At 74.8% G+C, this 11,769-nt stretch carries 9 protein-coding genes; 2 read left to right on the forward strand and 7 right to left on the reverse strand.

What is annotated here, in order from left to right:
* Positions 1-125: 125 nt before the first annotated feature.
* Together OOK41_RS06000 and OOK41_RS06005 are read right to left on the reverse strand one after the other, a co-directional pair.
* The gene (locus OOK41_RS06000) at positions 126-1,142 is read right to left on the reverse strand and encodes an N-acetyltransferase (RefSeq protein ID WP_117665069.1); all 1,017 of its coding nucleotides are present in this window, start codon (positions 1,140-1,142) and stop codon (positions 126-128) included.
* A gap of 72 nt (positions 1,143-1,214) precedes the next feature.
* Positions 1,215-2,678 carry a lytic transglycosylase domain-containing protein gene (locus OOK41_RS06005; protein ID WP_266263239.1) on the reverse strand — a complete coding sequence of 488 codons (1,464 nt, stop codon included), beginning with the start codon at positions 2,676-2,678 and terminating at the stop codon, positions 1,215-1,217.
* 167 nt (positions 2,679-2,845) lie between these two features.
* Between OOK41_RS06005 and OOK41_RS06010 the strand changes: the two genes are divergently transcribed.
* Entirely contained in the window at positions 2,846-3,061 is a 216-nt protein-coding gene (locus OOK41_RS06010; RefSeq protein ID WP_117664989.1) for a zinc ribbon domain-containing protein, read from the forward strand.
* 210 nt (positions 3,062-3,271) lie between these two features.
* On the forward strand, positions 3,272-6,112 hold the full coding sequence (locus OOK41_RS06015) for an adenylate/guanylate cyclase domain-containing protein (protein ID WP_266263240.1): 2,841 nt from the start codon (positions 3,272-3,274) through the stop codon (positions 6,110-6,112).
* Positions 6,113-6,234: 122 nt separating this feature from the next.
* Here the strand turns inward: OOK41_RS06015 and OOK41_RS06020 are convergent, their stop codons facing one another.
* The 5 genes from OOK41_RS06020 to OOK41_RS06040 form a co-directional block, all read right to left on the reverse strand.
* A complete protein-coding gene (locus tag OOK41_RS06020) occupies positions 6,235-6,777 on the reverse strand; it encodes a phospholipase (protein WP_266263241.1) in 543 nt (180 codons plus the stop codon).
* Positions 6,778-6,952: 175 nt separating this feature from the next.
* On the reverse strand, positions 6,953-8,617 hold the full coding sequence (locus OOK41_RS06025) for a glycoside hydrolase family 10 protein (RefSeq protein WP_117664992.1): 1,665 nt from the start codon (positions 8,615-8,617) through the stop codon (positions 6,953-6,955).
* Positions 8,618-8,944: 327 nt separating this feature from the next.
* Complete coding sequence (locus OOK41_RS06030; protein WP_117664993.1) at positions 8,945-9,670, reverse strand: methyltransferase domain-containing protein; 726 nt, start codon at positions 9,668-9,670, stop codon at positions 8,945-8,947.
* A gap of 73 nt (positions 9,671-9,743) precedes the next feature.
* Positions 9,744-10,061, reverse strand: a complete 318-nt coding sequence (locus tag OOK41_RS06035; RefSeq protein WP_117664994.1) for a hypothetical protein — start codon at positions 10,059-10,061, stop codon at positions 9,744-9,746.
* A gap of 39 nt (positions 10,062-10,100) precedes the next feature.
* On the reverse strand, positions 10,101-11,738 hold the full coding sequence (locus OOK41_RS06040; RefSeq protein WP_266263242.1) for an ABC-F family ATP-binding cassette domain-containing protein: 1,638 nt from the start codon (positions 11,736-11,738) through the stop codon (positions 10,101-10,103).
* Positions 11,739-11,769 lie beyond the last annotated feature (31 nt).

Raw genomic sequence — 11,769 nt, forward strand, 5'->3', positions numbered from 1 at the left:
ACGGGAACCAACGCACGTTAAGGTGCGGCGCTGTCCGCCGTCCATCCCCCGAGGGGCGCATTGGTGAATTCCCGACCCGGGGCACTCTCGCGCTGGGGCCGCCGGGTCAGCGGGCCGGGGCCGGGTCAGCGGGCGGGATCGAGCCGGTGCACCAGCTCGGCCACGTCCACGCTGTACTCGCACCACTCCCGGTCGGGGCGGAATCCCAGCTCGGCGTTGACCTTGAGCATCGCCTCGTTGGCCTGCGCGTTCCAGGTCTGCACCTCGGCCAGCTCCGGCTCGGCCGAGCGCAGCTCCAGCAGCATCCGCGCCTTGATCGCCCGGTCGATGCCGTAGCCCCGGTGGTCCTGCACCACGATCGTGTCGTACTGGTCGGCCCGGGTCGGGTGCTGCGCCGGGACCACCACCTCGGTCAGCCCGGCCACCTCGCCGGTGCGCTCGTGGATGGCGAGCACGATGTAGGGCTTCATCCCCCGCCGGTGCAGCGTGTCCAGGCTGTCCCGCAGCCGCTGCGGATCGTACGAGCTGGGGCGCAGCTCGCCGTCGTCCACGTCGCGGACCTCGGCCTTGGCCCGCGCGTACGCGTCGATCAGATCGTCGGGCGGGCCGCCGGGGCAGAATTCCACCCGGTACCCCGCGCCGACGCCGGCGGCCATCTCGGCCAGCGCCGTCCAGTCCACCGCGGACAGGTCCAGCACGCTGCGGGTCTCCACGTACTCCCGGGAGAAGCCGAGCGCCTCGTAGAACGCCACCGCCGGGGTGTCGCCGACCACCTCGACCCCGATCGACCGGAAGCCCTCCTGGTAGACCCGGCGGGCGGCCAGCCGGACCAGGTTCCGGCCCAGGCCGGCGCGGCGCGCCGTCGGGTGCACCAGCACCTCCAGCACGCCGATGTCGCCGAGCAGCAGCACGTGGACGTGGCCGAGCATCGCGCCGGGACCGCCCGCGGCGGACGGCTCGGCCTGGGACACCCAGGAGATCCGCCGCTCGCCGGGCATCACCTCGGAGAGGTACTCCCGTAGGGAACTCTCCCGCCAGGGCGGATCCTGCGGAAGGTCGGCCGCCAGCACCGCGTTCAGCGTGTCCACCAGCGACGCGATCTCGGCGGACGACGCGGTCCGGGCATCCCACTCGCGCACCATCACCCGTCTAGCTTGCCGCTAACCGCAGCGTGACGGAAGTGTCCAGTTCTCCAATGTACGCGGACGATCACTTCACGTGCGGCTGGCCAACCCGTACTCGTTGGCCTTGTCGAAGACGTCCTCGGCGTACCGGCGCACGTCGTTGTACGACAGGATGGCCCCCCACCAGTCGCCCGGGACGGTCAGGTTCCGGCCGCCCTTGCACAGGTAGTTGCCGGCGGCCAGGGCGGCGTCGTCGATGTCGTGCGGGTCCTTGCGGCCGTCGTTGTCCGCGTCCGCGCCGATCTCCTGCCAGGTGGTCGGGATGAACTGCATCGGCCCGATCGCCCGGTCGTAGACGGTGTCCCGGTCGTAGAGCCCCCGGTCGGTGTCCAGGATCTTCGACCGGCCGCCCTTGCCGTCGAGCGGGTCGCCGATGATCTCCGGGAGCGCCCGCCCGTCCGGGCCGAGGCTGGCGCCGTTGGCCTGGCCGTGCCGCGACTCGACGTACCCGATGGCGGCGAGCGTGGTCCAGCTCAGCCGGCAGCCGGGGGTGCTCTGCGCGAGGACCAGCTCGGCGTAGCCGTACGCCTGCATGGCCACCGGGGAGATGCCGGCCTTCGCCCCGGTCTGCTGCGCCCACCCGGCGAGCGCGTCGGCGGGCCGACCGGTCACCACCGGCCCGCCGGGCAGGCCGCCCGGACCCGGGGTCGCGCCGGGCAGCGCTGTCGCGCCGGGCGGCAGCGGGGTGCCGGTGGCGCCGGGGACCATCCCGCCTCCCGGTACCGCCGTGCCGATCCCCGGCGTGCTGGCGGTCGCGTCGACCGCGACCGGGCGGGGCTCCGGCGCGGTCGCCGGCACCAGCAGCGCGCCGGCTGCGGCGGTCGCCCCGACCAGGGCGAGCAGGAACAGCCCGGGCAGGGTGAGCCGGCCGCTCGGGCGCCGGGACCAGGCCCGGGTGGCCCGGGCGGCGGCGAGGGCCGCCTGCCGCGGCGGAGGCAGCCGTACGGCGTGGGCGAACGGCACCCGCCGCCGCGACCTCCTGGCCCGCCCGCCTGCGGCCGTGGCCGTCCCGTCGGCCGTCCCGTCACCGTCGGCCTTGTCGACGTTCTCGGCGGTACCGGCGTTCTCGGCGGTGCCGGCCTCTCCGGCGGTGCCGACCTTCTCCGCGGCGTCCGCGTTCGCGGTGCCGGCGGCCTTCTCGGCGTCCGCCCCCGTGGCGTTGTCCGCCTTCGCGGTGTTGTCCGCCTTCGCGGTGCTGGCGGCCACGTCGGTGCCGTCGGTCTTTGCCAGGGGGTCGGCCGTTTTCGCCGTCGGGTCGGTGGGATCCGGCTTCGCCGCCGTGGTGGCATCCGTCGCCAGCAGGCCGGGCTCCGGCCTCTCCGCCGGGGCGGTGGCGTCGGTCCGCCCCGGCGTGGTCGCGGCCGTCGGGCCGGGCTCCGGCCCGGTCTCCGCTCCGGCGTCGGTCTGGCGGGCGGCCGACGACCCCGAGGAGTCGGCGGGCGGCGCGGCGTCGGCGGCCCGGGGTGCGGCTTCGGCGGGCGCCGTCGACCGCAACCAGGGCCGACGGGGGCGCGGCAGCCTGCCGCCCGCCGGGCGTCCGCCCGGGTCCTCGGGCGGCGCGGCCGGTCGTAGGGGTCGAACCGTCGCTCTGTCCTCGCCGTCCACCCGTCGAGTATCACCCATGTCCCGCGTCCCGTCAGGACCGGTCGTACTCTTGTGCCATGCCCCGGTACGAGTTCCGCTGCCGCGCCTGCGGCGACACCTTCGAGGTCAACCGTCCGATGGCGCGGGCCGGTGAGCCGGCGTCCTGCCCCCAGGGGCACGCCGACACGGTCAAGCTGCTCTCCACCGTGGCCGTGACCGGTCGGGGTGGTGCCGGCCCGGCCGCGCCGGCCCCCTCCGGCGGGGGCTGCTGCGGCGGGGGCTGCGGCTGCTGATCCCGTCCCCTCCGGCCGGCGGTTCCCCGCCGTCGTCGGCACGGTGCCGACGCTCGTCGTGCCCTTCGTGCGGGGCGTGCCGTCCCGACCTGCCGGTTACGGCCCTCGATGGCACCGGGGGTCTGAGTCCGCCCGGCCGTTCTCACGATGCGTGACGGCGCGGACATAGGGCAGCATGAACCCGTCGTTACGGGGGCGGAGGTTCGACGTATGTCGCCAGGGATCCACCTCCCGAGCGGATGGGTGACCTTCGTGTTCACCGACATCGAGGGTTCGACGCGACTGGCCCAACTGCTCGGCCCGGGGTACCCCCCGGTGCTGCGGGAGCACCGCCGCCTGCTGCGCGACACCCTGGCCGGCACCGACGGCGCGGAGCTGCTGACCGAGGGCGACTCGTTCTTCATCGCGTTCCCCGACGCCGGCGCGGCGCTCACCGCCTGCCTCACCGCGCAGCGCGCGCTGGCTACCCACGACTGGCCGGCGCCCGAGGCCGCGCCCCGGGTCCGGATTGGCCTGCACACGGGCTGGGCCGAGCCGCGCGACGGCGAGTACGCCAGCCCCGAGGTGCACCGGGCCGCCCGGGTCGCCGCCGCCGCGCACGGCGGGCAGGTGCTCTGCTCGGGGTCCACCGCCCGGCACGCCGACCCGCTGCCGACGGGCGCGTCCCTCATCGACCTCGGGCTGCACCGGCTGCGCGGCTTCGATGACCGGGAACGGCTGTTCCAGCTCGTCGCGCCCGGCCTGGAGCGGCAGTTCCCCCGCCCGCGCACCGCCGACGCGGTGGCGCACAACCTGCCGACCCAGGTGACCTCGTTCGTCGGCCGGGAACCCGAACGGGTCGAGCTGCGCCGCCTGGTCGAGCGGCACCGGCTGGTCACGGTGCTCGGCGCGGGCGGGGCGGGCAAGACCCGGCTCGCCGTCGAGCTGGCCACCGGGATGGTGGAGGACCACCCGGACGGGATCTGGTTCGTCGACATCGCAGCGGTGACCGACCCCGGGCTGGTGGCGTTCGCGGCCGCCGCCGTGCTCGGGCTGCGTCCGGAACCCGGCCGTCCGATGGTGGACACCCTCGTCGAGTACGCCGCCACCCGCCGGATGCTGGTCCTGCTCGACACCTGTGACGCCCAGCCGTCCGCCTCGGCCGAGCTGATCTCCCGGCTGCTCGCCGGCGGGGGCGGGGCCCGGGTGCTCGCCACCAGCCGGGAGTCGTTCGGCCTGCCCGGCGAGGTGGTGTGGCGGATCCCGCCGCTGTCCGTGGAGCCCCGGTCCGACGGCGCGGAGAGCGACGCGGTGGCGCTGCTGCTGGACCGCACGGCGGCGGCCCGGGGCGGACGGCGGCCGGTCCCGGCCGAGTCGGCGGACCTGTGGCGGGTGGTGCAGCGGCTGGACGGCCTTCCGCTCGCCATCGAGCTGGCCGCGGCCCGGTTGCGGGTGCTCTCCGTCGGCCAGCTCGCCGAGCGCCTGGACGACGTGCTGGGCACCCTCGACGCCGGCCGGGACGACGCCGGACCGGTGCGGCCCGAACTCGGCTGGACGGGCAACCAGCAGGACACCGTCGACCTGGTGGCGGCGTCCCGGGGCAAGGCTCCGCCCACCCCGGCCGTCCGGGCGGTGCAGCGCTCGGCCAGCGAACGGCACCGCACCATGCAGGCCACCGTCACCTGGTCGTACCGGACGCTCGGGCCCCGGGCCGCCCGGCTGCTGCGCTGGCTCGCGGTCTTCGCCGGGCCGGTGGACCTGCCGACCGTGGAGTGGCTGCTCGACGACGACCCGCTCGACCCGTTGTCGGTGCTGGTCGACAAGTCGATGATCCAGGCCGAGCCGCACGCCGCGGGCAGCACGTACCGGATGCTCGACCCGATCCGGGCGTACGCGGCACGGCGGCTGGTGCAGGCCGGGGAGGAACGGGCCGCCCGGGACCGGCACCTCGCCTGGTCGGCGCACGCGCTGCGGCGGGCGTACCTCGGACCGGACGGCCGCCCGGTCACCCTCTCCCTGTACGCCCTGGACCCGCTCGCCGGCGAGCTGCGGGCCGCCCTGCGCTGGTGCGCCACCGGCGGCAGCGCCCGGGCGGGGCTGCGCCTGGCCGGTGGGCTGGACCAGTGGTGGCGGGAGCGTGGGCTGGCCCGGGAGGGGCGGCTCTGGCTGTTCCGGCTGTACGGCCGGATGGCCGAGACCGGGGAGGTGGTCCCGGAGGACGAGCTGGCGGTGGCGTACCACATGCACTCGCTGCACGCCGGCGCGGACGGCGAGTTCACCGAGGAGCTGCGCTACTCCCAGCGGGCCGAGGCGGCGGCCCGGCAGGCCGGCGACGCCGGCCTGCTGGCCCGGGTGCTGGCCGGGCGGGCGGGGCCGCTGGTCGACATGGGACAGTTCGCCGAGGCCGAGCGGGTCTGCCGGGAGGCCATCGACTGGGCGTACGAGGGGGACGTCGTCCCCGACGCGTTGCCCGCCGTGTTCAGCCTCGCCGAGCTGCTCTGGCGGCGCGGCGCGCTGGCGGAGGCGGCGGAGCTGCTCGGCGCGGCCCGCCCGGTCGAGGCGGCCCGCCCGGCCGACCGGGGACGCCGGTCGGTCGACATGCTGCTCGGCATGGTGGCGCTGGCCCGGGGGGACCTGATCGCGGCGCACGAGCACCTGCTGGTCGCGCTGCGGTCCCGGATGAGCCACGGCTTCCACCGTCGGGCCTGCGACACCCTGAACGCGATCGCGGTGCGGTGCGCCTCCGGGGGCGATCCGCTGACCGCCGCCCGGCTCTTCGGCGCGGCCCAGGCGACCCGGGCGAGCATGCGGTCGACGCCGGGCATCTGCGGCCCGTACTGGCTGGAGCAGCAGGCCGGGCTGCGCCGGACGCTGGGCGACGCGCCCTTCGACGACGCGTACGGCGAGGGCGGCGAGCTGGCCCTGGAGGAGGCGGCGGCGCTGGCGCTGGCGGTGGAGCATCCCGACCTGGGCGCGGACTCGACCCGGTTCCAGAGCACCGGCGCGGTCGCCCCGGGCCAGCTCGGCCCCGAGCCGGGCCGCCGCTCGGCGGGCCACCCGGAACGTGCCTGACCCGAGCCGCGCGCCCCGCGGGTCTCCGGTGCAACCGGTGGCAGCCGCGGGTGCCCGGCCGGCCGGGGGCGGCTCGGGAAGGGCCCCCGGCACGCCGGAGGCGTCGACCGGGGGCCCTGCGCTCAGCCGCGGGCGGCGGCGCGGGCCTCGGCGTCGGCCTTGATCCGGGCGGCCCGGTCGAGGTCGGACTGCTGGACCGCGGCGACGGAGCCGAAGACGCTCACCGCCTGGTAGTAGGTCCAGGCCAGGCTGGTGCAGGCCGGCCGGACCACCGAGTTGTACGTGGCGCAGACCCGCTTGAGATCCTCGTAGAAGGCGCTGTCGAGCCGGGACTTGTTGGCCGGGAACTGGCCCATGGCCTTGTAGTTCCGGTAGCCGAAGTCGTGCCGGTGGCAGGACAGGCTGAAGTTGAAGCCGAGCGGGTTGTCCGGGCTGGACGAGCAGTAGTCGGTCGACCAGTTGAAGGCGTACTCGCTCCAGGCGGCCTTGTTCAACCGGGCGGAGTTCCAGGCGTTGTAGCTGCTGGCGCTGGTCTGCGTCCAGCTCGACAGCACGCTGAGCTTCTGGCTGGTGCTGACGGCGGCAGCGGCGGGGTTGGCGGCCCCCAGCGCGGTGAGCAGCGCGAACGTGCCGGCGGCGAGGAGGGTGGCGAGGCGTCTGGGCACGGTGGACCTCCGCGGGGGTGGCGGTGTGAGCGGGTGACCGGTGGGGGGCCGGTTCGACAAGTGTCGATCACGAGACGGGCGCCACAGCATGTCATAGACCAACATCTGGTGACATCAGTTGAAACAGACAAGTGCCCCGGGCCGCTGGGACGGCCCGGGGCACTCGCTCACGCTGTCAGCGCACGAAGCGCGGCGGGCTGACGAGGCTCTCGTTCGACAACCGGTCCAGCGCGGTCACGTGGTACGTGTACCGCTGGCCGGCCTCGGCGGTGGCGTCCACCCAGGACTGCACGGCGTCGGGGGTGGCGCGGACGGTGCCGACCAGGTGCGACGCGTCGGCGAAGCCGCACTTCCCGACCAGGCCGGTCCCGTCGAACCGGTAGATCGCGTACGAGGCCGCCGTGCCGAGCGGTCCCTTCCCGTCGGCGGGCTGCCGCCAGCTCAGCCGGACCCCGTCGTCGGTCCGCGCGGCGCCGGTGAGCACCGGGGGCAGCAGCGGCTTCGCCGGCAGGTGCCGCATCGCCGGCACCAGGGCCGGGCGGGAGTAGTGCTCGGCCGCGTAGGTGTCCGTCGCGCCGAGCCGGTTCGCCTTCACCTGCACGGCGGAGAAGTGCACGTTGCCGAGCACCTCCGGGTACGACCGGTTGAGCGTCAGGTGGTCGGTCAGCTCGCGCGGGTTCATCCAGTACGAGCCGTACGCCGGGTCACCGCTCTTGTAGTCGGCCTGGCCGATGTAGAGCTGCACGCGGGTGCCGCGCACCGTCTCGGCCCACCACGGCACCAGCCGGGCGTAGTCGGCCGCCGGGTACTGGCCGATGTACCAGTAGAGCTGCGGCACGATGTAGTCGATCCACTCCTCCTTCACCCACTTGCGGGTGTCGGCGGAGATGATGTCGTAGGACTGGCTGCCGGTGGTGTCCGAGCCGAGCGGGTCCACCGACTTGTTCCGCCAGATGCCGAACGGGCTGACCCCGAACTTCACCCACGGCTTCGCCGCCTTGATCTTGGCGTTCATCTCCTGGACCAGCAGGTTGATGTTGTCGCGCCGCCAGTCGGCCCGGTCGGTGAAGCCCCGGTTGAACTCGGCGAACGTCGCGTCGTCCGGCACCTGGTGGGTGCCGCTCGGGTACGGGTAGAAGTAGTCGTCGAAGTGCACGCCGTCGACGTCGTACCGCTGGACCGCGTCCATCATCGCGGTCTGGACGAACTCGCGGACCGCCGGGATGCCGGGGTTGTAGTAGAGCCGGCTGCCGGCGACCCCGGCCGGCGGGTACGCGAAGGTCCACTCCGGGTGCTGCCGGGCCGGGTGGTTCGGCGCGAGCTGCGCGATGTCCGCGCCCGCGCCGCCCGGGGCCGGCATGGAGATCCGGTACGGGTTGAACCAGGCGTGGAACTCCAGGTTCCGCTTGTGCGACTCGGCGACGAGGAAGGCCAGCGGGTCCCAGCCCGGATCCTGCCCGCGCACCCCGGTCAGGTACTCCGACCAGGGCTCGTACGGCGAGGGCCAGAACGCGTCGGCGGTGGGCCGGACCTGCACCACCACGGCGTTGTGGTTCAGCTTCTGCGCCAGGTCGAGCCAGCCCAGGTACTCCGCCTGCTGGGCGGCGACCCGGTCCGGTGCGGTCTGGGACGCCTTGCTCGGCCAGTCGATGTTGACCACCGACGAGATCCACATGGCCCGGAACTGCCGCTTCGGGGTGGCCGGGTCGGTGGTGCAGGAGGTGGTGGCGGCGTCGGTCGCGTCGGTCCCCGCCGCGCTGGCGGCCGTGGGGGAGACGGCGACGAGCGCCCCGAGCAGGGCTACGGCCAGCCCGGCGGCTCTGAGCCGAGTTGCCTTCATCCGGTGCGTCCCTTCGTTGGGCTCGGCGTGGCGGGGTCGGGTGGCGACGGACGCCGCGCGGCCGACCCCGGCCGCTCCGCGTGGCACGCGCTCTCGGCAAGATTCGCCGAGGGCTATCTGTCGCTGGTAGGAAATTTTCACACCGGGTGGGGGTGGCGCAAGACCTCCGGCCAGATCCGCACCGACCGGCCGCGCGAATCGTTCCGGCGTGACCCGTCCCACCCGCCGGACCGTGACCGCACCGACACCGATGGTCGTGGCTCGCCGCCCGGCCGGCTGATCAGCATCGGCCCGCGAGGGGGTGGGGGAGGGGGGTGGGGGTGGAGGTTAGGTGAAGAAGCGGGCCAGGTGGGGGGTGGGCGGTGGGGTGGTGTTCGGGGGGAGGGGGGTGAGGTCGGCGAAGATGCTGGCGCCGTCGCAGCCCGCGTGCAGGGGGTACCAGCGCGGGGTGCCCGGTGGACGCTGGAGGCAGATGCCCTTGAACGTCTGCACGTCGAGCAGCCGGACGTGGGTCGGGTCGGCCACCGCGTTCACATGCCCCCACCAGGGGCTCATCACGTGCAGCACGCCGCCCGGCCGGAGCACCCGGTGACACTCGTCCACCAGGGGCAGGAAGTCGATCAGGTGCTCCAGGATGTGCACCGCGAAGAGCACGTCCACCGAGTTGTCGGCCAGCGGCAGCGAACCGGAGAGGTCGGCCAACGCGTCCACCCCCGGGGCGGGGAAGAGGTCGAGCCCCAGGTTGCCCGGGTACTGCTTGGTGCCGCCGCAGCCCAGGTCGACCACGACCGGGTCCCGGCCGGCCACCCGGACCCGGCACCAGACCCCGAACACCCCGGCGAGCCGGCCGACCAGGTCCCGGACCAGCCGTAGCCGCGCCGCGTCGTCGACCTCGCCGGTCAGGTGGGCCACCCCCCGGTCGAAGCGCACCCGCACCGCGAGGTCGCGCAGCCGGTCGTCGTGGGACGACTGATCCGCCCATGCCTCGGCGAGGAAGTCGTCGACCGCCCGCAGCCGCTCGGCCGAGGGCGGGGTCAGGGCCAGCGCGACCATGGGCCACCTCCGCCGGGCGCGTTACCCGGATCCGCCGGCGGTATGCCCGCCGAGGCGGACCGATCCGGGCGGGTCAGCCGGAGATGCGGCGGGCCGGCCGGCCGGGGCCCCGGATGCGCTGCCGGGGCGACAGGGAGGCCGCCTTCGGCCGCTTGAGGTGGTACCGGTGCAGTTCGCTGCTGCCCGGCATGGACGGGTCCTCGCTCATCGCCACCAGTTCCCAGCCCTGGTCGCCGGCCCGGTTCAGGTGGGCCAGCGCGGTGTCGCCGTACGGGGTGACGTCGACCATCGAGCCGTCCGGGCCGTACCAGACGAAGACGATCTCCCAACCGGTGTCGGTGCTGGCTGCCTGGCGGCGGCGGACCAACAGCGCGTACTCCCACTTGAGCATGGAGTCATTGTCACCCCGGAACCGCCGGTCGGCACGCCGTCAGTCCTCGGTGATCCGTCCCGCGTCCACCCGTACCCGGCGGTTGACGGCCACCGCGTCGAGCATCCGACGGTCGTGGGTGACCAGCAGCAGCGTCCCCGGGTAGGTGGCCAGCGCCGACTCCAGCTGCTCGATGGCCGCCAGGTCGAGGTGGTTGGTCGGCTCGTCGAGCACCAGCAGGTTCACCCCGCGCCCCTGGAGCAGCGCCAGCGCGGCCCGGGTCCGCTCGCCGGGCGACAGCGACGCCGCCGGCCGCAGCACGTGCTCGGCCCGCAGGCCGAACTTGGCCAGCAGCGTCCGCGCGTCCGCCGGCGCCAGCTCGGGTACGGCCAGCCGGAACGCGTCCAGCAGGGGCTGGCCGCCGAGGAACAGCCCCCGGGCCTGGTCGACCTCGCCGACCACCACGCCGGGGCCCAGCGCGGCGTGCCCGGCGTCCAGCGGCAGCCGGCCCAGCAACGCGCCGAGCAGGGTGGTCTTGCCGGACCCGTTCGCCCCGGTGATCGCCATCCGGTCGGCCCAGTCGACCTGGAGGGTCACCGGGCCGAGGGTGAAGGCTCCCCGGCGTACCACGGCGTCGCGGAGCGAGGCCACGACGGCGCCGGCGCGGGGCGCGGCGGCGATCTCCATCCGCAGCTCCCACTCCCTGCGTGGCTCCTCCACCACGTCCAGCCGCTCGATCAGCCGCTCGGTCTGCTTGGCCTTCGCCGCCTGCTTCTCGGTCGCCTCGGAGCGGAACTTGCGGCCGATCTTGTCGTTGTCGGTGGCCTTGCGCCGGGCGTTCTTCACGCCCTTCTCCATCCAGGCCCGCTGGGTGCGGGCCCGGGCCTCCAGCCCGGCCCGGGTGTCGGCGTACTCCTCGTACTCGTCGCGGGCGTGCCGGCGGGCCACCTCCCGCTCCTCCAGGTACGCCGCGTAACCGCCCCCGTAGTGCCGGACCTGCTGCTGGTGCAGGTCCAGCTCCAGCACCCGGGTCACCGTGTGGGTGAGGAACTCCCGGTCGTGGCTGACCAGCACCGTGCCGGCGCGCAGCCCGGTGACGAAGCGCTCCAGCCGGTCCAGCCCGGCCAGGTCGAGGTCGTTGGTGGGCTCGTCGAGCAGGAAGACGTCGTACCGGCTGAGCAGCAGCGAGGCCAGCCCGGCGCGGGCCGCCTGCCCGCCGGAGAGGCCGGTCATCGGGTGGTCCAGGTCGACGGCGAGGCCCAGCTCGGCGGCCACCTGCTCGGCCCGCTCCTCCAGGTCCGCCCCGCCGAGGCCGAGCCAGCGCTCCAGCGCCTCGGCGTACGCGTCGTCGGCCCCCGCCGCCCCGGCGGTCAGCGCCTCGGCGGCGGCGTCCAGCGCCGCCTGGGCGACCGTCACCCCGGTCCGCCGGGCCAGGAAGTCCCGGACCGTCTCGTCCGGCCGGCGCTCCGGCTCCTGCGGCAGGTGCCCGACCGCCGCGGTGGGCGGGCTCAGCGTGACGCTGCCCGCCTCGACCGGAAGCAACCCGGCAAGGGTACGCAGTAGCGTCGACTTGCCCGCCCCGTTCACCCCCACCAGGCCGACCACGTCGCCCGGGGCGACCACCAGGTCCAGCCCGGCGAAGAGCAGCCGCTCCCCGTGCCCGGCGGCGAGATCCTTGACCACCATCGTCGCGCTCATGAGGAAGTGAGCCTATCGGTCGCGTCACCAG

Source organism: Micromonospora sp. NBC_01655, assembly GCF_026339755.1.
In the GTDB taxonomy this organism is placed as follows: domain Bacteria; phylum Actinomycetota; class Actinomycetes; order Mycobacteriales; family Micromonosporaceae; genus Micromonospora.

Bases quoted from the DNA above. Each gene is read 5' to 3' on its own strand.
- OOK41_RS06010 (WP_117664989.1), top strand. From the start codon at position 2,846: ATGCCCCGGTACGAGTTCCGCTGCCGCGCCTGCGGCGACACCTTCGAG.
- OOK41_RS06030 (WP_117664993.1), bottom strand. From the start codon at position 9,670: ATGGTCGCGCTGGCCCTGACCCCGCCCTCGGCCGAGCGGCTGCGGGCG.
- OOK41_RS06015 (WP_266263240.1), top strand. From the start codon at position 3,272: ATGTCGCCAGGGATCCACCTCCCGAGCGGATGGGTGACCTTCGTGTTC.
- OOK41_RS06000 (WP_117665069.1), bottom strand. From the start codon at position 1,142: ATGGTGCGCGAGTGGGATGCCCGGACCGCGTCGTCCGCCGAGATCGCG.
- OOK41_RS06040 (WP_266263242.1), bottom strand. From the start codon at position 11,738: ATGAGCGCGACGATGGTGGTCAAGGATCTCGCCGCCGGGCACGGGGAG.
- OOK41_RS06025 (WP_117664992.1), bottom strand. From the start codon at position 8,617: ATGAAGGCAACTCGGCTCAGAGCCGCCGGGCTGGCCGTAGCCCTGCTC.
- OOK41_RS06035 (WP_117664994.1), bottom strand. From the start codon at position 10,061: ATGCTCAAGTGGGAGTACGCGCTGTTGGTCCGCCGCCGCCAGGCAGCC.